This is a genomic window from Streptomyces sp. JJ36, from assembly GCF_021696945.1.
GTDB lineage: Bacteria > Actinomycetota > Actinomycetes > Streptomycetales > Streptomycetaceae > Streptomyces.
Genome location: NZ_JACYHE010000003.1, coordinates 33,340 through 54,276, shown reverse-complemented (window position 1 = coordinate 54,276; position 20,937 = coordinate 33,340). Strand labels below are relative to the sequence as shown.

Sequence of the window (20,937 nt, the reverse complement as noted above, 5' to 3'; positions counted from 1 at the left end):
GGGGGCCTCACATGACCAAGAGCGCACTGATCACCGGCATCACCGGGCAGGACGGCTCGTACCTCGCCGAACTGCTGCTGTCGAAGGGCTACACGGTGCACGGGCTGCTCCGCCGCTCCTCGTCCTTCAACACCGGGCGGCTGGACCACGTCTACCAGGACCCGCACGAGGCGGAGCGCTCGCTCTTCCTGCACCACGCCGATCTCACCGACGGCGTCGCCCTGGTGAACCTGCTGCGGGACCTGACGCCCGACGAGGTCTACAACCTCGGGGCCCAGTCGCACGTGCGGGTCTCCTTCGACTCCCCGCTCTACACCGGGGACGTGACCGGCATGGGCACCGTGCGGCTGCTGGAGGCGATCCGGGCCGCCGGCATCGACACCCGGATCTACCAGGCGTCGTCCTCGGAGATGTTCGGCTCCGCCCCGCCGCCGCAGCACGAGGGGACGCCGTTCCACCCGCGGAGCCCGTACGGCTGCGCCAAGGTGTTCGGCTACTGGTCGGCCGTCAACTACCGGGAGTCGTACGACCTGTTCGCCGTGAACGGCATTCTCTTCAACCACGAGTCGCCGCGCCGCGGCGAGACCTTCGTGACCCGCAAGATCACCCGGGCCGTCGCGCGCATCCGGGCGGGGCTGCAGCACCACCTCTATCTGGGCAACCTCGACGCGGTGCGCGACTGGGGCTACGCGCCGGAGTACGTGGACGCCATGTGGCGGATGCTCCAGCACGACCACCCGGACGACTACGTGGTGGCGACCGGCGAGGCGGCCTCCGTACGGGACTTCCTCGGTGCCGCGTTCTCGGCGGCCGGGCTGGACTGGCGGGAGCACGTGCGGTTCGACCCCAAGTACGAACGTCCCGCCGAGGTGGACGCGCTGATCGGCGACGCCGCCAAGGCCGAGGAGACGCTCGGCTGGAAGCCACGGGTCCGCTGGCCGGAACTGGCGCGGATCATGGTCGAGGCCGACATCGACGCGCTGGACGCGGAGCTGTCGGGGGCCTCGGTACGCATCGACCGCTGACGCGGCCGGTGCGCACCCGCTGCGGGGAGGCGGCGGGAGGAACGGCCGGCGCGCGGGCGCCGGTGCACAGGGAACAGAAGAACGAGGTGCGGTTCGATGGGCAGTGGCATGGCACGACTGATCAGACGCCCGGGGAGACCCCCGGGCAGGCGTGGACGAGGACGACGAGCGGCGGCGCTGGGCGCCGCCCTCACCCTGGCCGTCACCGCGTGGACGGGGGCCCAGGTGGGCTCCGCCCCCGAGGCGGCGGCGACGACACCGCCCGTCGGCTTCACCGCCGACGACCTGCCGACCTGGCAGACGAACGGCGTGGTCTGGGCGCTGGCCCAGTCCGACGGCGTGGTCTTCGCCGGCGGCACCTTCTCGGCGATCCGGCCGCCCGGTGCGGAGGCCGGCACCGACGAGGACCCGGCGCTCAACTTCGCCGCCTTCGACGCCGCCACCGGGCAGCCGACCGGCTGCTCGCTGGACTTCACGGTCGGCAGCGGCACGGCCACGGTGCGGGCGCTGGCCGTCTCGCCGGACGGCGGCACCCTGTACGCGGGCGGCCGGTTCGGCGCGGTCAACGGCACCGGGGTGAGCAACCTCGCCGCCATCGACCTCGCCGACTGCTCGGTCGACACCGGCTTCCGGGTGGCCGTCTCGGCGACCGTGCGGGCCCTTGACGTCACCGCCGACACCGTCTACCTCGGGGGTGACTTCACGACCGTGGAGGGCGAGAGCCGCGGCCGGTTCGCCGCGGTGGGCACCGACGGCACCCTCAAGCCCTGGGACCCGCGGGCGGACAAGCCCGGCCGCGCCCTGGAGGTCACGCCGGACGGCGAGGACGTCATCCTGGGCGGCGACTTCGACTACCTGGGCTGGTCCTACTCGCACGCGCTGGCCGTGGTGGACGCCGGCGACGCCTCGCTGACCAAGCGCTACGGCTGGGGGTTCATCGACCGCACCTCGGTGGTCAAGGGCCTGGCGACCGACGCCACCGGCTTCTACACCGCCAACGAGGGCACCGGCGGCGGCGTGTTCGACGGGAGGATCGCCCTCGACCTGGACGACTTCGGGCAGCGCTGGCGGGACACCTGCCTGGGCGCCACCCAGGACGTCGAGGTCCACGGCTCCGTCCTCTACAGCGCCTCGCACGCGCACAACTGCCGCAGCATGGGCCAGTTCCCCGAGCTCAACGAGCGGCAGCACCTGCTCGCGGAGCACGTGGACGACCCGACCCCGCTGCTGAGCTGGTTCCCGGACACCGACGACGGCCCGTCCGGCACCGAGCAGATCGGCCCCCGGGCGATGGTCGCCTCCGCCAAGGGCGGCACCGACTACATGTGGGTCGGCGGCGAGTTCACCCGGATCGTGACACACGGCAACATGAAGCAGCAGGGGCTGGTGCGGTTCGCCGGCGGCCCGGACACCGGCGACCCGTCCGTGCCGGACCAGGTGACCGCCGCCAACGTCAGCGGCGGGGTGAAGGTGAGCTGGCGCGCCTCGATCGACGAGGACGACAGCAGGCTCACCTACCGGGTCTACCGCAACGGCTCCGGCACGCCGGTGCACACCATGACCGCCGACTCCCTCTTCTGGGACCGGCCCACGCTGAGCTTCACCGACACCACCGTGGACGGCGGCACCGACTACACCTACCGGATCACGGCGAGCGACGCCGGGGACGCGAACACCAGCAGTCAGTCGGACGGCGCCTCGGTCACCACACCGGGCACGCCCTCGCAGACCACCGTGGAACGCGAACCGGTCGCCGACGCCTATGTGAACGGCGCCGCCACCTCCGCCACCTACGGCACCCACCAGCAGCTCGCGGTGCGCGGCAGCTCGGCCTACGAGAGCTACCTGCGCTACGAACTGCCCGCGGCGCCCGGCGGCATGACGCTGACCGAGGCGAAGCTCACCCTCACCACCAGCGGCGAGTCCTACGCGGGCTCCGCCGACAGCCACCGGGTGGTGCCGGTGACCGGGAGCTGGTCCGAGCCGGACGTCACCTACGCCACCCGGCCGTCGCTGGGCGGCACGGTGCTGGGCACCCTGCCCGAGGCCCCCGCGCTGAACACCGCGTACACGGTGGAGCTGGACACCGCGGCGGTCGCCGCCGCGCTGAACGGCGACTACGACATCGCGCTGACCAGCGAGGGCACCGACAGCCTCTGGCTGTGGGCGCACGAGGCGGGCTCCTCGCGCAGCCCGAAGCTCTCCCTCACCTTCGAGGCGCCGTGAGCAGCCGGATCACCCGGCTCGCCGTGGCGGCCGTCGCTCTGACGGCCGCCACGGCCCTCACGGCCGGATGCAGCAGCGGCGGCGACGAGTCCGGCGCCGCCCGGAAGCCGGACGGGACGCGGACGGCGAGCGCCGCGCCGCAGGAAGCCCCGGGCGACGACCGCGGGTCCGGGAAGCCGGACCGGGACGGGGCGTCCCCGGCGGGGCAGGAGAGCCCGCAGCGGCCGGGGAAGAAGGAGCGCGGTGGGGCGGACGACGGCACGGCCGGCGGAGGCCCGAAGGTGCCCAGAGCCGAACTCACCCCGGCCACCGGCACCTTCAGCAAGCCGCAGAAGGAGTACCTGGTGGACCGGGTGCCGCGGGGCATGGACCCGGCCGCCGTGCTGGAGGCGGGCCAGGCCGCCTGCGACCGCATCAGGCAGACCGCGGACGTGGACCGGAAGGCCGCGGTCAGCGCGCTGCGGGGCGGGGAGATCCCGCACGCCGAGGACGCGGTGCGGCATCTGTGCCCGCGCTTCGCACCGCTGCTGAAGGAAGCGGGCCTGGACGGCTGACCGGGCCGCCGCCGAAGACCGACCGAAGGACACCGGGAGAGAACGCTTGACCAGACTGCCCATCGTCGTCGCGATACCGACCAAGGACGAGGCGGAGAACATCACGACGACCGTACGTTCCGTCATCGACCACTTCCGGGCGGTCGTCGTGGTGGACTCGGACAGCACGGACGACACCCGCGCCCTCGCCGGGGCGGAGGGCGCGGAGGTCGTCCCCTACACCTGGGACGGCCGCTACCCGAAGAAGAAACAGTGGTGCCTGGAGCACGTGCACCCGGACACCGACTGGCTGCTCTTCCTCGACGGCGACGAGACCCCCAGCCCCGAACTCCTCGACGAGCTGCGGCGGATCTTCACGCCGCCGCCGGGGAGGACCGTGCGCCCGGCGGCGTTCGACATCCCGCTGGGCTACTGGTTCGGCGGCCGGCGGCTGCGGCACGGGCACACCATCGTCAAGCGCGCGCTGCTCGACCGTACGCGCTGCCGGTTCCCGGCGCCGGACGACCTGGAGGCACCGGGCATGGGCGAGCAGGAGGGGCACTACCAGCCGCTGGCCGACCCGGTCGTCCGGCTGAGCGCCCCCATCGAGCACCGGGACCTGGACCCGGTGCGCACCTGGTTCGACCGGCACAACCGCTACTCGGACTGGGAGGCGTGGCTGGAGGTGCACCCCGAGGTCCGCGAGCAGATCCGGCAGGCGAAGACCCGGCAGGGGCAGCTCTTCCACCGGGCGCCGTGGAAGCCGCTGGTCTCCTTCGCCTACGCCTACCTCTACCGGCGCGGCTTCCTGGACGGCCGCGCCGGCTTCGACTACGCGCTGGCGATGAGCTTCTACCGCTGGCAGATCGCGCTCAAGGCGCGGGAACTGCGGCAGGCAGACCCCGGGCGGCCATGACCTCGCGGTAGACGCCCAGCAGCGTCTCCGTCACCGCCTCCAGGGTGAACCGCCGCTGGATCAGTGCGTGGGCCGCCGCCGACGCCTCGGCGTTGGCGGCGGGGTCCAGCAGCTCCAGCACGGCCTGGCCCACCAGCGGGCCGTTGTCGGCGTCCGGGCGGCTGTCCACCACCCGCCCGGCGCCGGCCTCCGCCACGTCCGGCGAGAGCCCCCCGGTCCGGGTCACCACCACCGGGAGGCCGACCGACATCGCCTCCAGCACCGAGACCGCGAACGGCTCCACCACGGCGGGCAGCACATAGACGTCCGAGCCGCGCAGCCGCTCCAGCACGGCCGCGTGGTCCAGCGGACCGGCGTACTCCACCGCGTGCCCGGCACCGAGCCGCCGGGCGAGCGCCAGCATGTCGTCCGCCATGGCCCCGGTGTCCGGCCCGGCCAGCACGAAGCGGGCGTCCGGGTGCTTGGCCAGCACCGTGGGGACGGCGGAGACGAAGTCCTGCGGGCGCTTCCGCTCCTGCACCCGTGCCAGGTAGAGCACCGTGGGCGGCCGGTCCCCGGCGGCGGGGCGGCGCTCCTGCGGCGTCACGCCGTTCACCAGCCGGTAGGCGGGGGCCATGGGCTCCGGCGCCACCACCGCGGCGGTGTCCCGGCGTTCCTGCTCCGTCAGGTGCAGGACGGCGTCCGCCCGCTTCAGCACCCGGCGCAGCCCCAGCACGTCCACGAGCTGCGCGACGCGCTTCGCGGTGGGGTCGATCATGCCGTGGGTCTGGAGCACCAGGGGACGGCCGCACTGCAGGGCCATCAGCGCCATCGGCAGGGTGACCAGATCCCGCATCAGATGGACGTGCACCACGTCGGCGGAGCGCACCAGGCGCCGGGCGCGGGCCAGCAGGGCCGGCGAGGTGATGCCGCTGACCTCGAACCGCGGCAGCACGTGCCGGGCCTGGAAGAGCCGCGACGGCACCCCGTCCACCTCGCGCGGCAACGGCCCGTCGAAGCCGTCGCCCAGCGCCACCATCGCGGAACGCACGCCGCGGGCCCGCAGGCCGCGCGAGAGATTCAGCGCCACGCGGGTGGGCCCGCCGAAGTCGTGGGTGGGCGTGTGCAGCGTGACCACGTGCAGAACCTTCACCGTGTCCCCTCCCCGGCGCACCTCCCCGAGCGCGCCGGTACCAGGGTATCCGCGGCCGTACGGCGGCGTCCGGCACTCGCTAGACTGCGGGAGGCCGCGACGGCCGGCGAGGGGAGGGCGACGCCGCCATGACGACGCCGCGATGACGACGACCACGCACGTCCGTCCCGGCTCCCGCGGCCGCGCCGAAGGCCCCGGCGTGGCGCAGCCGCCGGACCCCGCCGCTCCGCGCCTGGCGCTCTCCCGCGCGCTCAGCGTGCCGTTCGTGCTGGCCATGGTGGCCGTGCTGCCCGGCTGGGTGGCCACCCAGCCGGGGCCGGGTGCCCGGGACGCGGTCTTCTGGCTCCAGCTCACGCTCTGCTGCTACGCCGGGGCGCGGCTGAGCGCCATGGTGCTGACGGCACGACGGCGCCTGATCCAGGGCTCGTTCTGGCTCTTCGTCTACATCGCCATGGGCATCGCCCCGCTGGCACAGGCGGTGCTGGACCGGGTGCCGACGCCCGTGGTGGGCCCGCGCTCCGACACGGTGCTCGCCACCGCCCTGGTGCTGCTGGGCGTGGTGGCCTTCGACGTGGGCGCGCTGCTGGCCCGGCACCGGCCCGCACCCCGCGGCCGTTCCCGCACCGCGACGGTGCACCGCACCCGGCTGTACGTGCTGATCGCCTTCGCCTTCGCGGCGAGCGCCCTGATGGTCGTGCAACTGGGCGGCCTCGGGGTGTTCTTCAGCAGCCGCCAGGAGATCAGCGCCAGCGTCGCGGACGCCACCGGCACGACCGGCGCCGGGGCCGCCGCCTCGCAGGCCGGTTCCGCCTTCCTGCGCGGCTTCGGGACCGTGCCGGCGCTGATCGCGCTGCTCTTCACGACCCGCTGGCTGGTCACCTCGCGGGTGGCCCGCCGCAGGCCGCTGGTACTGGCGCTGTGGACGGGGCTGCTGGCGCTCAACGCCGTGGTCAACAACCCGGTGTCCAATCCGCGCTACTGGTTCCTCACGGTGCTCTTCGCGCTGCTCTTCACGGCCTTCCCGCGGAGCCCGGTGATGTACCGGAACGCGCTGGCGCTCGGCGCGGTGATCGCGCTGGTGGTGTTCCCCTTCGCGGACCGCTTCCGCTACGCGGAGGACGGCGGCCCGGACCACCAGACGGAGTCGGTGCTGGTGCCGCTGACGCTCAAGGACTACGACCAGATCGGCATGTTCGCCAACACCGTCTCCTTCGCCGAGGCGGGCGAGGGCCACACCTACGGCCGCCAGCTCTCCGGCACCCTGCTGTTCTTCGTGCCGCGCTCGGTGTGGGACGGCAAGCCCGAGGACTCCGGAGTGCGGGTGGGGAAGTGGATGGGCATGCGGAACACCAACCTCTCCTCCCCGCTGTGGGCGGAGCTCTGGCTGGACTTCGGGCCGCTGGGCATGGCGGCCGGGCTGGCCGGGGCGGGCTATCTCGCGGCGCGCGCGGACCGCCGCTACGTGCGCCGGACCGTGGACGACACCGGCCCGGGCAACGTGCTCGCCGTCGTCGTGCCCATGGTGGCCGGCTACAGCTTCATCCTGCTGCGCGGGCCGCTGCTGCAGGCGACCGGACGCATCGCGATCGCGGCCCTCTGCCTGGCGCTGGTCACGACGTTCCGCCCGGATCCCCGGAAGCTGTTGCGCTGACCGGCGGCTGCGGAACGGGAGCGCGGGCCGCCCGGGCCGCCCGCAGCCAGCTCGCCGCCGCCTTGCAGCCGGAGCCCGCACAGAGGCCCCAGGCGGCGCCCAGGACTCCGCCGGCCGCGTACCCCAGGAGCAGGCAGCAGACCGAGAACAGCGAGAAGACGAGCTGGAGCGGGAGCGTGCTGCGCGGGGCCAGCACCCGCAGTGTGAGCAGCGCGCAGGTCCCGAACGCCATCAGCACGTACTGGCTTCCGGTGGCGGGCAGCAGCCCGGAGGCGGCCGCCCAGGTGTCGCCCAGCAGTTCCCGCCCCCAGTGGGCGGGCAGCAGCACCAGCACGGCCGCCCATCCCCCGGCGACACCGGCGAGCACCCCGCCCGCCAGGGCCGCGGTCCGTGCCGTACGGGCCGGGCCGCCGGCCCGGGTCAGCAGCGGCGGACCGAACCCGGTGGCCGCGTTGAACAGCACGTTCAGCGGTCCGAAGAGGGTGGTGGCACCGCGCAGCGCGCCCACGGCCAGCGGGCTGGCCCACACCCCGAGGCCGATCACGGCGAGCTGGGTCCCGGCGTTGCCGACGGAGAACTCCACAGCGAACCGCCGCCCCAGGTGGCCGCGGCGCAGCAGCCGGACCGGCTCGGTACGGGCGTCCCGGAGCAGCGGGGCGAGCAGCGCCAGCCCCAGCAGCAGCGCCGGCAGCGCGGAGAGGCCCCAGACGACGACCAGCCGGGCGGGGCCGGTGCCGGCCGGCTGGAGGGCGAGGGCGGTGGCCGCGACGGCCAGCCGCACCAGGTCGGCGGCGAGCGCCCGGTGCGGCTGCCGCAGCACCGAGCAGACGTACCGCAGACAGTCCTGGGTGAGCAGCACCGGCAGCACCAGGCCCAGGGCGGCCAGCCCCGCGGCGAGTGCGCCGTCCGCGCCGGGGACGGCGGCCGCCACGGCGGCCGCGAGCAGCCCGGCCCCGGCCGCGGCGCAGGCGGTGAAGGCCACCGCGGACCGGCAGGCGGTGCGTACGGCCCGGGGGGCGCCCTTCTCCAGCACCAGAGCCTGGCCGACATGGGCGGTGCAGAGCCCGAGCAGTACCGCGAAGACCGTGTAGACCACGGAGAACACCGCGAAGCCGGCCGCGGTGGACTGCCGGGCCGCCACCAGCACCACCACGATGTTGGTGAGCGCCGCCACGCCCTGGTCCAGGACGGAGCAGAGCACGGCGGTGCGGGTGCGCAGGGGACGCGGCTCCCGCGGCGGGCGCGGTGGGCGTGCCGCCCGCGGCGGGCGGGTCACGGCCGGACCGGGCGGTCTTCGATCTCCTCCGGGTCGACGATGCGCAGACCCAGCGTCTCCGAGCCCACATCACGGTGCGGCACCGGCTCCGCCGCGCCGGCCCGCTCACCGGCCGCGGTCTCCTCGCCCTCCGCGTCCCGGGCCGCCGGGATCTCGGCCGGCCGCTCCGGCGCGGCGGTGCGGCGCGCCCGGCGGCGCCCGTCCCCGCCGTCGCCCTGCGTGTGCAGCACGGCGCCGAGCAGCACGCCGCCCGCGCCGACCACCAGTTCCCGGATGCGGCTCAGGTCGTCACGGTGCACCTCGCGCGGGTCGCAGACCACCAGGACGCCGTCGACCCGGTCGGTGAGCGCTATGGCGTCGGCGTAGGAGAGGACCGGCGGGGCCAGCACGACGACCACCGCGTTGCGCGCGTCCGCCTGGGACACCAGTTGAGTGGCGGCGGGTGAGGTGAGCGCGCGCGGCACGTTCCGCACCCGGCGGCCCGGCACCAGGTCGAACACGCCGGACTCCCCGGCGTCGATGGGCACCCGGCGGCCGGTCGGCCAACCGCTGTCGCCCTGCTCCGGGGTGCGGGCCCACTTGGGGCGCACCCCGTCGGCGTGGTGCAGCACGTCGGTGAGCGTGGGGGTGCGCAGGTCCGCCTCGACCAGCAGGACGTCCTTGCCCATCTCCGCGAACGACGCCGACAGGTTGACGGCGGTGGCGAGCGCCGTCGCGATGCTGCCGCGCGGCGCGCACACCAGGACGCGGCGGCGCTGCGCGAACCACTCGTCGTAGGCGAGCCGGAAGGCCACCGAGCGGTACTCCTCGGCGAGCCGGCCCTCGGCCAGCAGTGCGTCCGGGTGGCTGCGCCGGGTGCGCGGCAGGGTGCCCAGCACCGGGGCGCGCAGCGCCCGTACCACGTCGCCCGGTGAACGGACCGTGGGGTCGAACACCAGGCGCACCCAGGCGGCGAGCATGCCCAGGCCGACACCGACCGCGGCGCCGAGGCCGAGCAGCAGCACCGTGCCCGGTCCGTCCGGGGAGACCGGCGGCTCGGCGGCCGAGACGACGCTGCCGGGCGTGGTGTCCAGCGCCTCCAGCTTGCTGATGTTGCTGTTGACCTCGGCGATCCGGCTGACGATGGAGGCGTGCGCGGAGAGCGCCGCGTCCAGGGCCCGGCCCTCGGGCAGGGAGGCCATCTCCTCGTTCAGCCGGTCGCGTTCCTCGACCAGCGGCTCGCGCTGCTTGGTGTAGGAGCCGACCATGTGGTCGATGAGGTCCTCGGTGTTCTTCCGCCGGTTGGCGAGATAGGCCTCGGCGAAGGCGTTGGCACGTCGGGCCGCCGTGCCCGGGTCGGCGGCGGTGTAGGAGAAGCGCAGCAGCACCGTGTTCGGCGGGTTGGTGACCTGGAGGTCCTTGGCGAGCGTGCGCGCCTCGCCGGGGGCGTCCAGCGCCCGCGCCGCTCGCTTGGCGACGACCTTGCTGAGCGCCGTCCGGCGCTCGGAGCCCATGCTGATGTCGTCCTCGCCGCCGGACTCCGCGAGCGGGTCGGCGGTCGCGGTGCGCAGCGTCACCTCGGTGGCGGCGGTGTAGGTGTCGCCGCGGGAGAGCGCGAGCCAGCCGCCGCCGAGCATGCCCGCCACGAGGCCCAGCACCAGGAGCAGCCGGTAGCGGAGGAGCTGGCGGAACTGCTCGCGGAGCAGGTCCGGTTCGTCGTACGTCGGGGTGCCGCGGGTGTCCTCGCGTGCCGTCCCGTCCCTCATGCTCCGGCCCTCCTCGGCCCCTGGTGATGCGCCAGTGCCTCGTCCAGCAGCGCGGTGTGGCGGGCCAGCCCGGCGGCGCGGCCGAGCTCCCGCTCCGCGTAGACCGGTCCCACCGCGCCCAGCGCCGCGGCCCGCTCCGGGTCCGCGGCGAGTGCGTGTACGGCCGCCAGCAGCGCACCGGGGTCCTCCGCGGGCACCACGACGCCCGCGCCGCTGCGGCGCACCTCCTCGGCGGTGCCGCCGCCGTCGGCGACCGAGGCCACCACGGGGCGGCCGGCGGCGAAGTAGGAGGTGAGCTTCGAGGGCACGCTCATGTCGAGCACCGACGCCCGCTGGGTGACCGCCAGCACGTCGGCGGCGGCCAGCACCTCGGGGAAGTCGGCCTGGTCCGCGGGCGGCAGGAAGTCCACGTTGGGCAGCCCGGCGGCCAGCTCGTGCAACCGTTCCCGCTGGTTGCCGTCGCCCATCAGCACCACCAGCAGCTCCGGGTCCCGTCGCGCCGTCTCCACCAGCACCTCCAGGCCCTGTTTGAGGCCCATGTTCCCGGAGTGCAGCAGCACGGTGCGCCGCGGCGACCAGCCCAGGCCCTCCCGGGTCGCGGCGCGCGGGCGCCGCGGCGCCGCCACATGCGACCAGTTGGGCACCAGCCGGACGCGGTCGCGGGGCACGCCCATCGCGGCCACCCGCTCCACGAAGGTCCGGTGGATGACGCCCACCAGCGCGGCGCTGCGCAGCACCCGGCGCTCCACGGCGGCCGCGGCGGCCGCCGCCCGGTCGCCGCCGCTGATGCCGCTCTGCGCGGCGGCGGCGCCCATCAGGTCCTGCACCACGGGCACGAAGGGCACCCCGTGCCGGCGGGCCAGCCGGGCGCCGAGCACGCCGCCGGCCAGGCTGGGGAGCTGGGCGAAGACGGCGTCCGGGCGCCCGGTGCGGGGCGGTGCCAGCAGCCCGTGCGTCAGGACCGACGCCTCGAACAGGGCGCGGCGCACCGCCGTCTGCCGGGGCGGCACGGTGTGGCGGCGCCGGTGCACCCGTACGCCGTTGTGCCGCTCCTCGGTCCGCCACACCCGCCGGTACGCCGGGTCGAGCCGCCAGGCCGGATAGTGCGGCAGCCCCGCCAGCACATGCACCTCCGTACCGGGCAGGGCGGCCCAGTGCTCGGCGATCTGGGTGGCGTACGGCCCGATCCCGGCCTGCTCCGGCGCGTAGTTGGTGGACACCATCAGCAGGCGCCGCGCCGTGTGGTCCTCCGGCTGCCCCGGCATCGCCTCAACCCCTTCCCCCACAAGCCCCCGTCACTTCCCCGCGGCAGCACCTTAGCCGTGATGAGCACATCATCCGCACAATACGGCCCCGATCCCTTCGCGTTGTGGTTGTATCGGGACGGCGCCGCGGGCGGTGCCCCGGCGGGGCGGCCGGTGCAGGCCGCCCGGGAACAGTCGTGGGGGGAGCACGCATGACACACACCGTGGGGTACGCGCCGGGCGCGTACGACCTGTTCCACGTGGGCCATCTCAATCTGCTGCGGCACGCCCGCAACCACTGCGACTACCTGGTCGCCGGGGTGGTGTCCGACGAGATGGCGGAGCGGGCGAAGGGCCGCCCGCCGGTGGTGCCGCTGGTGGAGCGGCTGGAGATCGTACGCAGCATCCGCTTCGTGGACGCCGCCTTCGTGGAGACCGTGCCGGACAAGCTGGAGACCTGGCGGCAGATCCGCTTCCACGTGCTCTTCAAGGGCGACGACTGGCGGGGCACGCCCAAGGGCGACCGGCTGGAGGCGGACTTCCGCACCGTCGGCGTGGAGGTGGTGTACTTCCCGTACACCGTGCACACCTCCAGCACCCAGCTCCGCCGGGCCCTGGACGCGCTGACCGGACCGCCGGCGCCGGCGGTCAGCCGGCGGGCCGGGCGGCCAGCTCCCGGTACCACCTGATCAGGAAACCCGCCAGGAAGACGAGGTGGGCGGCGAAGAGGAGCGCGTACGCCCAGCGGAACGTCTCTGCGCCGCCCAGCAGCAGGAAGACCAGGCAGAAGACGCCGTAGTCGACCGGCAGCAGGGCGACGGCGCGCACCCGGGACGGCGGTGCCGCGGCGGCTCCGGGCGCCGCGGCGGCGTCCCGGGGCCGGAGCTTGTCGGTGAGCAGCCCGCCGAAGAAGATCAGCACCGCCGCGAGCTGGAAGCCGAGGGGCAGCAGCAGCCACCCCTCGGAGGGAAGCTGGGCGAAGCGGTGGAAGGAGACCAGCACGGCGGCATGCAACGCGGTGATCTTGGCGCAGTCCACCACGTGGTCCAGCCACTCCCCGGCCGCGCTGCTGCGGCGCAGCAGCCGGGCGAGCTGCCCGTCGGCGGAGTCGAAGGCGAAGCCGGCGGCGAGCGCCGCCCACACCGCCGCCCCCAGCGCCCAGGACGGCGGCATCGCGGCCAGCAGGCCGACGCCGGTGAAGGTGAAGCCCGCGCTGATCAGCGTGACCTGATCCGGCGTCAGGTCCAGCCGGTACGCCGCCGCGGCCAGCACCCGGCCGGCCGGCCGGTTGACGTACCGGGAGTAGAGCGAGACGCCCCTGGCCTTCTTCTGTGCGCCGCGCAGCTCCCGCAGTGCCGCCCGGAAGGCGAGACGGCGCCCTGCCGCCCGGTCCGCGGTGCTGCCGTGCGGGCCGCCCGCGCCGTGGGCGTCGTCGGCACCTTGGGTTCCGCCGGTTCCGGCGGCGCCGTCCGGCGTGGTCGTCCGTGTCATGAGAGCCCCCCTGGGATCCGCCCCCGCTGCCGCCGCATGATGCCACAGCCGGGCCCGCGGGCCGGTGCGTTCCCCGCAGCGGTAGGGTGCCGCCTGCGAAGGCCGTGGATGGGGAGGACTCAGGATGAGGGCCCGGGTGCTGGCGGCGACGACCGCTGCGGTGCTGGCGACGACACTGTCCGGATGCATCACCGTGCACGGCGAGACGGCCGTGGTCCCGGCGGTCGCGAAGGCTGAGGCCGAGAAGGTCCTGAAGCGCTTCCAGCGGGTCAACAACAAGGCCACCGAGGCCTACGACGCGAAGCTCAACGCCACCGTGGAGGCCGGCTCCCTGGGCGCGATCGACCAGGCCGGGCTGCGCGCCCGTAAGAAGGTGCACCCGGAGGGGGACGAGGACCACACGCCGCTGCGGCTGACCGACGCCCGCTTCCTCATCCCGGAACAGGCGGGCTGGCCGAAGTTCTTCGTCGCCGACGCCGAGAGCAACCGCAGCGACGGCCGCTGGCTCCTCGTCTTCTCCCGCAGCGGTGTGGAGGAACGGTGGAAGGCCACCTACCTGGCCGTCGTGGCGGAGGAGGAGATCCCGGAGATCTCCGTCGGCGAGGACGGCCTCGCCGAGGCGGTGCCCCCCGGCAAGCAGGCCGGGCTGACCGTGGCACCGGGAGAACTGAGCGAGCGGTACACGGACTATCTCCAGGAGGGCGGCGAGGGCTTCGCCCCGGGCCCGCACACCAGCGACTGGCGCGAGCAGCGCGCGGAGAACGCGGAGAAGCCGGGCGTACGGACCGAGTGGGCCGACCTGCCGGCGGAGCCGCCGCAGTACCCGTCCTTCGCGCTCCGTACGGAGGACGGCGGGGCCCTGGCGTTCTTCACCACCCACCACCACAAGAAGCAGACCGTGGCCAAGGGCTACACGCCGCAGGTCGACGACCCGTATGTGAAGGCGCTGCTGACCGGCACGCCGGAGAAGTCGGTGACGTATGTGCGGATCTCCGGGCAGGCCGTGACGGTGCCGCCGCGCGCGGGCGGTGATGGTGGCGGCGGGGAGGCCACGCAGACCACCTTCCTCAGCCGCAACTCCGGGCTGACCTCGGCGAAGGGGGAGTGACGCCGGCGGGCGGGCAGGGCGGCTCCCACAGGCGCTCGAACGGGCCGGATTCCGGAGGTCCCGCCGCCGGGCTCCGGCCCGGGCTCAGCGGGAGCGCCACCGCCGGGGCCACCCCGCGGACAGGCCACCCGGCGGGGCGGCCCACAGAGGCCGACCACCCGGCCCGGCAGGCCCCCGGCACCCCGGGGCCGCTCGGCGGACCGGCGATCCCCGCAGCTACCCGTCAGCGGGCAGGCCAGGGAGCGGAGGGCTCGTGGTCCGCGGCGTCGCCCACATGCGCCGCGCAGGCGTCCGTCAGCGCCTCCAGCAGCGTCAGCGGCTCCGGCAGCGTCTCCCCCGGCACCGGCGGCCGCAGCCAGCGCACCTCCGTGTCCGGCCCCTCGCCGGGCAGGGTCGCGGGCGGCACCAGCACATAGCTGCCGCGGCAGTGCCAGCGCAGCCCGGGGTGCTCGTCCATGGTCTCCGGGTGGCAGTCCAGCTCGCACGGCCACCACTCGTCCTCGTCGTCGGGCGTGCCGCGGGTGGCGGTGAAGAAGAACATCCGGTCGCTCTCGGCGACCGCGACCGGGCCGGTGACGACACCCTCGGCGTCCAGCCGGTCCAGCGCCGCCCGGCCCGCTTCCAGCGGCACGTCCAGCACGTCGTGGTTGCGTCCGGTGGCGGTGACGAAGTTGGCCCGGGGCTCGCCCTGCGCCCAGCGGGCCACCTGGTCGGGGTCGGTGGTGGCCTGCGTCTGCCAGGCGAAGGAGACCGGGTGCCGGCCGGGCGTGGGACAGCCGATACGGACGCAGGAGCAGCCGTACCCCTCGGGGTGGGCGGCGGGCGCGAGCGGGAAGCCCGCCTCGGCGGCGGCCCGCAGCAGATCCTCGCGGGCCTGTGCACCGCCCGCCCCCGAGGCGTCGCCCGATCGGGGGCGCCGGCGCAGCCACCGGGGGAATCTGCTCGCGCGTTCCATCTACCGCCTCACTCTCACGACCGTGGCTCCTGGACTCACTGGCCCGCCGGGCACCGGAGGTCTCGCCGTCCGGCGGTGCGCGCGCACGACCCGACACCGTCGAGGGTACGAGGCGACGCACCGTCACAGGACCGCATCCGGGGATGACGGGTGTCCCCGCACCCCACACGGCCCCCCTCCATCCTCCCCCGGAGACCCCGGTGGCGCGCACCCGGGGTGGCCCCGCGGCGAATCCGCGGGAACTTCTCCGCCGGAAACCCGGCAGAAGCGGCTCCGGGAAGGGACCATGAGCTCACCCTGTCCACGGCGATCCCGTGAGGAGCACGCGTTGTTCAGAGCCCGTCGCTACCTGATGTGCCCACCCGTGCACTTTCGTGTCACCTACTCCATCAACCCCTGGATGGACCCGGAGAAACCGGTCGACCTGCCACTCGCGATCACCCAGTGGGAGGACCTGCGGGACCGCTACCGGTCGCTCGGCCACACCGTGGAGGAGCTGGAGCCGGACCCGGACCTGCCGGACATGGTGTACGCCGCCAACGGCGCCACCGTGGTCGACGGGCGCGTGCTCGGGGCCCGCTTCGCCCACCCGGAGCGCGCCGCCGAGGCCGCGGCCCACCTGGCCTGGTACCGGGAGCACGGCTTCACCCGGGTGCGTGAGCCGGAGCACATCAACGAGGGCGAGGGGGACTTCGCCGTCACCGCCTCCTGGCTGCTCGCCGGGCGCGGGTTCCGCAGCAGCCCGCTGTCGCACGGTGAGGTGCAGGAGTTCTTCGGCCGCCCGGTGATCGGTCTCGACCTGGTCGACCCGCACTTCTACCACCTGGACACGGCACTGTGCGTGCTGGACGACGCCGTCGACGGGGAGGTCATGTACTACCCCGGCGCCTTCTCCCCCGGCAGCCGGGCCGTGCTGGAGCGGCTCTTCCCCGACGCACTGCTGGCCGGCGAGGAGGACGCCCGCGCCTTCGGGCTGAACGCGGTCAGCGACGGGCACCACGTGCTGCTGCCGCAGGCCGCCGTCGGGCTCTTCGAGCCGCTGCGGGCCCGCGGGTACGAGCCGGTGGGGATCGACCTCGGGGAGCTGCTGAAGGGCGGCGGCAGTGTGAAGTGCTGCACCGCGGAACTGCGCGCCTGAGCCGGAAGGGCCGGGCCCCGGCTCGGGGCCCGGCTCTGCGGCCGTCAGGCCCCCTCGCCCTCCGGGGGCCAGGCGTCGCCCCAGGAGGTGTCGCGGGCGGCGCGGTAGCGGGGGCCCTGCCGCTTGCTGACCGTGGTGCGCCGCAGCCCGTCCTCCCGGGTGCACAGGTCGAGCAGCACCTGTCCCTTGCGGAGCTGCGGCTTCCGTACCACCCGGGAGGGCGCGGGAGCGCCGTCCGCGGTCAGGGCGGGGGCGACGGCGGCGACGTAGGAGAACTTCTCGTCCTCGTACGGCAGCGAGCCTCCCTTGACCTGCCGGTGCACCGAGGAGCGGGCCACCCGGGCCGCGACGTGGCACCAGTCCTCCCCGGGCACGATCGGGCAGCGCGCGGAGTGCGGGCAGGGCGCGAGCACCGTCAGTCCCGCCTCCGTGAGCTGGTCGCGCGCCTCCCGGATGCGCAGATACCCGTCCGGGGTGCCCGGTTCGATCAGCACCACCGCGTCGCCCGCCCGGGCGGTGGCGGTGACCAGCGCCCGGCGGTCGTCCGCGGGGAGCTCGCCCAGCAGGTAGGAGGCGGTGACCAGGTCCGCCGGGGGCAGGGCGGGGGCGGGCCCGTCACCGGTGGCGCCCCCGTGGCCGGACGTACGGACGTCACCGGCTCCACCGGAGGCACCGGCTCCGTGGCCCCCGGTCAGCCGTGCGCACCGCCATGCGGCGGCGCGGAGCGCGGGCCCGCCGGAGGCTGCGGCGAGCTCGCCGCCGAGGGCCAGCGCGGGCTCGGAGCGATCCAGCACGGTGGTCGCCCGGGTCGCCCCTCCGGGGCCGTCGCCCCACACCGCCTCGGCGGCCCAGACGGCGGTACCGGTGCCGCCGCCCACGTCCAGATGGACCGCGGGCGACCAGCCGGGCAGCCGGGTGGCGAGCGCGCCGAGCGCCGCGGCGGCCGCGGCGAAGGTGGCCGGCATCCGGTAGGCGGCGTAGGCGACCACGTCGGCGCGGTCACGCAGGATCGGGGCGGTGCCGGTGATGACGCCGGCGTCGGTGCTCGTGCCGCGGTAGTGGGCGATCAGCCGGTCCACGGCTGCCGCCGCCCGGCGCGGAGGCAGTCCGTCGACGAGGGCGCCGAGGGACTGCCGCAGACGCTCGCCGGCCGGCGCGGGGCTCGTGGGGTGGTGCACCGCGGCAGTCTACGGCCTCCGCCCGCGGCGACCGGCCGCCCCGGGGCGCCCCGCGAGCGCGCGGGCGCCATCCCGGCGACCGCCCGGGAAGCGCCGGCCCGGGGCGACCAGCCCCCCGGGGGCTCGGTCCGGCGGCCGTCCTGCGGGCCCGGCTACCGGCGGGTGGGGCGGGCGCGGACGTGCATCCGTTCGCCCTGCGGCCCGAAGAGGCTGAGCAGCTCCACGGGCCGCCCGTCCGCGCTGCCGAACCAGTGCGGCAGCCGGGTGTCGAACTCGGCCGCCTCCCCCGCCTTCAGCACCAGGTCGTGGTCGGCCAGCAGCACCCGCAGCCGCCCGCTGAGCACGTAGAACCACTCGTACCCCTCGTGGGTCTTGAGGTCGGGCGGCCGCTGCTCCCCGGAGAGCACGAGCTTGAACGCCTGGAGGGAACCGGGCTGCCGGGTCAGCGGGAGCACCGTCATGCCGTTCACCCGGCGCGGCTCGGCGCGGACCCGCGGGTCCCCGGTCGGCGGTGCGCCGACCAGTTCGTCCAGCGCGATCCCGTGCGCCCGGGCGATCGGCAGCAGCAGCTCCAGGCTGGGGCGGCGCTGCCCGGACTCCAGCCGGGAGAGGGTGCTGGTCGAGATCCCGGTGGCGCCGGAGAGCGTCGCGAGGGTGACGCCGCGCTCGTTGCGCACCCGCCTGAGCCGGGGGCCGACCCCGGCCAGGACCTCGCTGAGCTCCGGCGTGTGTTCCACCCCGTCATTGCACCGTCGCCCCGGCATGGCGGCAACCGCCGTTGCCGTTCCGGCAACAGCCGGCCCGCCCGGCCGCCCGGGCGGTCAGCGCACCGCACGGGCCACATGGGTGGCCGCCACCGCCCGCGGGCGGGAGTCGGCGGGCCGGCGCACCGGGTGCACGGTGTTCGCGAGCAGGACGAGGAAGGTGTCCGTGGCGGGGTCCAGCACCAGGCTGGTGCCGGTGAAGCCGGTGTGCCCGGCCGCGCGCCCCGCGCTCGGCGGCCCCGCCAGCTCGCCCATGAACCAGGGCTGGTCGACGGCGAAGCCCAGCCCGGGCGGCGTCAGCAGCAGGGCGACCGAGGAGGGCGCGAGGATGCGGGCCTGCCCGTAGGAGCCGCCGGTGAGCAGGGTGCGGCAGAGCACCGCGAGGTCGCCGGCGGTGGAGAAGAGCCCGGCGTGCCCGGCGACGCCGCCCAGCGCGTAGGCGTTCTCGTCGTGCACCTCGCCGTGCAGCGGGCCGCGGTCCAGCTTGGCCCAGGGGCGGCGCTGGTCCTCGGTGGCGGCGATCTGCCGCCGCCAGCCGCGCGGCGGCCGGTAGCGGGTGCGGGTCATGCCCAGCGGCCGGGTGATGCCGTCCCGCACGAGCACGTCCAGGGGCCGCCCGGCGACGCTCTCCAGCACCTGCTGGGCCAGCAGCAGGTTCAGGTCGGAGTAGCGGTGGGCGCTGCCGGGCGGGGTGCCCGGCCGCTCGGCCCAGAGCAGGTCCAGGCGCTCCTGCCGCCCGGCGCACCGGTAGAGGGGCAGCTCGGGACGGAGCCCGGAGGTGTGGGCGAGGAGCTGCCGCACGGTGATGCCGTGGTCCGGGACCTCCCGGCCGCCGCCCGCCCCGCCCGTGGTGCGGGCGCCGCGCCGGCCGCGCTCCCGCACGTACCCGGCGATCGGCGCGTCCAGGTCCAGCGTGCCGCGCTCGACCTGCTGGAGCACGGCGATCGCCGTGAAGAGCTTGCTCAGCGAGGCCAGGTCGAACACGGTGTCGGCCCGGGCCGGTGTCCAGCGGTTCCGGGGCAGCTCCCGCCCGGCGTCCCGCACCGGGTCGTACGCCGCGTAGCGCACCGCCCAGCCGGTGGCGTGCTCGACCACCAGATAGGGGCCGCGCCCCACCAGCACCACGGCCCCGGCGCACCACGTCCCCGGGAGGGTGTCGACGTCGTGCACCAGGGCGCTGAGCTCGGCGGCCCGCAGACCCGCGCGGCCGGGCGAGGCGGTCCGCCTCAGTCTCGGGTACGCCACGGCCGGCACAGCCCGAGGAAGCTCACTGCGGCGACGAGAAGCGCGCCGAGCTGGACGACGGCCATCGGCACCGCGGTGTCCTCCCCGGCGACGCCCACCAGCGGGGAGGCCACCGCGCCGACGAGGAACTGCGAGGTGCCCAGCAGCGCGGAGGCGGAGCCCGCCGCGTGCGGGGTCCGCATGAGCGCCTGGGAATTGGCGTTGGGCAGGATCAGCGCCATGCCGGACATCAGGGCGAACAGGCCGCTCGCCACCGGCACCAGCCCGACCCTCCCCAGGACGCCGCTGGTCATCAGCAGCAGCCCGGCGGCCGCGATGAGCACCAGGCCCAGTCCGGCGCCCATCACCTTGTCCAGGGCGACGCGGCCGACCAGCAGCCTCCCGTTGACCTGGCCGACGGCGACCAGGCCGACGGAGTTGGTCATGAAGAGCAGGCTGAAGGTCTGCGGCGAGGCTCCGTAGATCTCCTGCATCACGAAGGGCGAGGCGGCCACGTAGGCGAAGAGGCCCGCGAAGCCGAAGCTGCCGGTCAGCAGGTACCCGGTGAAGACCCGGTCGGCGAAGAGCCCCCGCATGGTCCGCAGCGCCTGGGGGACGCCGCCGCCGTGCCGGCGCTGCGGGGGCAGCGTCTCCGGGAGCTTGAGCAGCAGCACCACCATCAGCACCGCGCCCACCCCGGCGAGCACCAGGAAGACCCCGCGCCAGTCGGTGAAGCGCAGCACCTGGCCGCCGAGTACCGGCGCGAAGACCGGGGCCGCGCCGGAGATCAGCATCAGAGTGGAGAAGAAACGGGCCATGGCCAGCCCGTCGTAGAGGTCGCGGACCACCGCGCGGGCGATGACGATGCCGGCGGCGCCGGTGAGCCCCTGCACCAGGCGGAAGGCGGTCAGCGCCTCGACCGTGGGGGCGACCGCGCAGGCCGCGCTGGCCAGCACGTATCCGGCCATGCCGATGACCAGCGGACGGCGCCGCCCGAAGCGGTCGCTCATCGGGCCGACGAGGAGCTGCCCGACGGCCAGGCCCAGCAGGCAGGTGGTCAGGGTGAGCTGGACGCCGGCGGCCGGGGTGTCCAGCGCGCCGGCGACCTCGGGCAGTGCCGGGAGGTACATGTCCATCGACAGCGCGGGCAGAGCGGTGAGGCTGCCGAGGATGAGCGTGAAGAGGAGCCCGGCCCGCTCCCTGCGGGTCGGTGGCGCGGGGTCCGCGGCGACCGGCGGGGCGGGCTCGGGCTCGGGGTGGTGGGCGGGGCGGGCGGCGGCGGGTATGGCGCCCGGGGACGGGCGGCCGGGGTCGGTCATGCACCTCTCCAG

General features: G+C 75.2%; 18 protein-coding genes. 8 read left to right on the top strand and 10 right to left on the bottom strand.

Annotated features, from left to right (window positions below):
• The first annotated feature begins 11 nt into the window (after positions 1-11).
• From gmd to HOY81_RS01980, 4 genes are all read left to right on the top strand, one after another.
• Positions 12-1,025 carry a GDP-mannose 4,6-dehydratase gene (gene gmd / locus HOY81_RS01995; protein ID WP_237317353.1) on the top strand — a complete coding sequence of 338 codons (1,014 nt, stop codon included), beginning with the start codon at positions 12-14 and terminating at the stop codon, positions 1,023-1,025.
• A gap of 108 nt (positions 1,026-1,133) precedes the next feature.
• Positions 1,134-3,251 (top strand): DNRLRE domain-containing protein, encoded by a 2,118-nt coding sequence (locus HOY81_RS01990; RefSeq protein WP_237317351.1) that lies wholly within the window; start codon positions 1,134-1,136, stop codon positions 3,249-3,251.
• The gene (locus tag HOY81_RS01985; RefSeq protein WP_237317349.1) at positions 3,248-3,805 is read left to right on the top strand and encodes a hypothetical protein; all 558 of its coding nucleotides are present in this window, start codon (positions 3,248-3,250) and stop codon (positions 3,803-3,805) included. Before HOY81_RS01990 ends, HOY81_RS01985 begins: the two co-directional genes overlap by 4 nt.
• Positions 3,806-3,851: 46 nt before the next feature.
• Complete coding sequence (locus tag HOY81_RS01980; protein WP_237317347.1) at positions 3,852-4,700, top strand: glycosyltransferase family 2 protein; 849 nt, start codon at positions 3,852-3,854, stop codon at positions 4,698-4,700.
• Here the strand turns inward: HOY81_RS01980 and HOY81_RS01975 are convergent.
• Positions 4,657-5,832 carry a glycosyltransferase gene (locus HOY81_RS01975; RefSeq protein ID WP_237317345.1) on the bottom strand — a complete coding sequence of 392 codons (1,176 nt, stop codon included), beginning with the start codon at positions 5,830-5,832 and terminating at the stop codon, positions 4,657-4,659. The genes HOY81_RS01980 and HOY81_RS01975 overlap by 44 nt on opposite strands.
• Before the next feature lie 142 nt (positions 5,833-5,974).
• Here HOY81_RS01975 and HOY81_RS01970 point away from each other — a divergent pair, with 142 nt between their 5' ends.
• A complete protein-coding gene (locus tag HOY81_RS01970) occupies positions 5,975-7,483 on the top strand; it encodes a hypothetical protein (protein WP_237317343.1) in 1,509 nt (502 codons plus the stop codon).
• Here HOY81_RS01970 and HOY81_RS01965 read toward each other — a convergent pair.
• From HOY81_RS01965 to HOY81_RS01955, 3 genes are read right to left on the bottom strand one after another with little or no spacing between them, the layout of a single operon-like run.
• Entirely contained in the window at positions 7,443-8,702 is a 1,260-nt protein-coding gene (locus tag HOY81_RS01965) for a hypothetical protein (RefSeq protein ID WP_237317537.1), read from the bottom strand. The genes HOY81_RS01970 and HOY81_RS01965 overlap by 41 nt on opposite strands.
• A 53-nt stretch (positions 8,703-8,755) precedes the next feature.
• Positions 8,756-10,504: a lipopolysaccharide biosynthesis protein gene (locus tag HOY81_RS01960; protein ID WP_237317341.1), complete on the bottom strand. Its 1,749-nt coding sequence runs from the start codon at positions 10,502-10,504 to the stop codon at positions 8,756-8,758.
• Entirely contained in the window at positions 10,501-11,727 is a 1,227-nt protein-coding gene (locus HOY81_RS01955; RefSeq protein WP_237317535.1) for a glycosyltransferase, read from the bottom strand. The genes HOY81_RS01960 and HOY81_RS01955 overlap by 4 nt, the downstream gene beginning before the upstream one ends.
• Before the next feature lie 233 nt (positions 11,728-11,960).
• Here HOY81_RS01955 and HOY81_RS01950 point away from each other — a divergent pair, with 233 nt between their 5' ends.
• Positions 11,961-12,437, top strand: coding sequence for an adenylyltransferase/cytidyltransferase family protein (locus HOY81_RS01950; RefSeq protein WP_237317338.1), 477 nt, complete (start codon positions 11,961-11,963; stop codon positions 12,435-12,437).
• Here HOY81_RS01950 and HOY81_RS01945 read toward each other — a convergent pair.
• Positions 12,397-13,239, bottom strand: a complete 843-nt coding sequence (locus tag HOY81_RS01945; RefSeq protein WP_237317336.1) for a CDP-alcohol phosphatidyltransferase family protein — start codon at positions 13,237-13,239, stop codon at positions 12,397-12,399. The genes HOY81_RS01950 and HOY81_RS01945 overlap by 41 nt on opposite strands.
• 124 nt (positions 13,240-13,363) lie before the next feature.
• On the opposite strand from HOY81_RS01945, the gene HOY81_RS01940 reads away from it, so the two are divergent.
• Complete coding sequence (locus HOY81_RS01940; RefSeq protein WP_237317334.1) at positions 13,364-14,347, top strand: hypothetical protein; 984 nt, start codon at positions 13,364-13,366, stop codon at positions 14,345-14,347.
• 223 nt (positions 14,348-14,570) lie between these two features.
• Here HOY81_RS01940 and HOY81_RS01935 read toward each other — a convergent pair whose 3' ends face one another.
• Complete coding sequence (locus HOY81_RS01935) at positions 14,571-15,302, bottom strand: bifunctional DNA primase/polymerase (RefSeq protein WP_237317332.1); 732 nt, start codon at positions 15,300-15,302, stop codon at positions 14,571-14,573.
• A 328-nt stretch (positions 15,303-15,630) separates the two neighbouring features.
• On the opposite strand from HOY81_RS01935, the gene ddaH reads away from it, so the two are divergent.
• Entirely contained in the window at positions 15,631-16,440 is an 810-nt protein-coding gene (gene ddaH / locus HOY81_RS01930; RefSeq protein WP_368857733.1) for a dimethylargininase, read from the top strand.
• Positions 16,441-16,484: 44 nt separating this feature from the next.
• Here the strand turns inward: ddaH and HOY81_RS01925 are convergent, their stop codons facing one another.
• The 4 genes from HOY81_RS01925 to HOY81_RS01910 form a co-directional block, all read right to left on the bottom strand.
• Complete coding sequence (locus tag HOY81_RS01925; RefSeq protein WP_237317331.1) at positions 16,485-17,618, bottom strand: small ribosomal subunit Rsm22 family protein; 1,134 nt, start codon at positions 17,616-17,618, stop codon at positions 16,485-16,487.
• Positions 17,619-17,770: 152 nt separating this feature from the next.
• The gene (locus HOY81_RS01920) at positions 17,771-18,382 is read right to left on the bottom strand and encodes a helix-turn-helix domain-containing protein (RefSeq protein ID WP_237317329.1); all 612 of its coding nucleotides are present in this window, start codon (positions 18,380-18,382) and stop codon (positions 17,771-17,773) included.
• 57 nt (positions 18,383-18,439) lie between these two features.
• The gene (locus HOY81_RS01915) at positions 18,440-19,636 is read right to left on the bottom strand and encodes a serine hydrolase (RefSeq protein ID WP_237317327.1); all 1,197 of its coding nucleotides are present in this window, start codon (positions 19,634-19,636) and stop codon (positions 18,440-18,442) included.
• The gene (locus tag HOY81_RS01910) at positions 19,609-20,925 is read right to left on the bottom strand and encodes a multidrug effflux MFS transporter (protein WP_237317325.1); all 1,317 of its coding nucleotides are present in this window, start codon (positions 20,923-20,925) and stop codon (positions 19,609-19,611) included. The genes HOY81_RS01915 and HOY81_RS01910 overlap by 28 nt, the downstream gene beginning before the upstream one ends.
• Between the last annotated feature and the right edge of the window lie 12 nt (positions 20,926-20,937).

Excerpts from the sequence above, each read along its gene's own strand:
- gmd (WP_237317353.1), top strand. The coding sequence starts at position 12 with ATGACCAAGAGCGCACTGATCACCGGCATCACCGGGCAGGACGGCTCG.
- HOY81_RS01990 (WP_237317351.1), top strand. The coding sequence starts at position 1,134 with ATGGCACGACTGATCAGACGCCCGGGGAGACCCCCGGGCAGGCGTGGA.
- HOY81_RS01970 (WP_237317343.1), top strand. The coding sequence starts at position 5,975 with ATGACGACGACCACGCACGTCCGTCCCGGCTCCCGCGGCCGCGCCGAA.
- HOY81_RS01960 (WP_237317341.1), bottom strand. The coding sequence starts at position 10,504 with ATGAGGGACGGGACGGCACGCGAGGACACCCGCGGCACCCCGACGTAC.
- HOY81_RS01955 (WP_237317535.1), bottom strand. The coding sequence starts at position 11,727 with ATGGTGTCCACCAACTACGCGCCGGAGCAGGCCGGGATCGGGCCGTAC.
- HOY81_RS01950 (WP_237317338.1), top strand. The coding sequence starts at position 11,961 with ATGACACACACCGTGGGGTACGCGCCGGGCGCGTACGACCTGTTCCAC.
- HOY81_RS01945 (WP_237317336.1), bottom strand. The coding sequence starts at position 13,239 with ATGACACGGACGACCACGCCGGACGGCGCCGCCGGAACCGGCGGAACC.
- HOY81_RS01940 (WP_237317334.1), top strand. The coding sequence starts at position 13,364 with ATGAGGGCCCGGGTGCTGGCGGCGACGACCGCTGCGGTGCTGGCGACG.
- HOY81_RS01935 (WP_237317332.1), bottom strand. The coding sequence starts at position 15,302 with ATGGAACGCGCGAGCAGATTCCCCCGGTGGCTGCGCCGGCGCCCCCGA.
- HOY81_RS01920 (WP_237317329.1), bottom strand. The coding sequence starts at position 18,382 with ATGCCGGGGCGACGGTGCAATGACGGGGTGGAACACACGCCGGAGCTC.
- HOY81_RS01910 (WP_237317325.1), bottom strand. The coding sequence starts at position 20,925 with ATGACCGACCCCGGCCGCCCGTCCCCGGGCGCCATACCCGCCGCCGCC.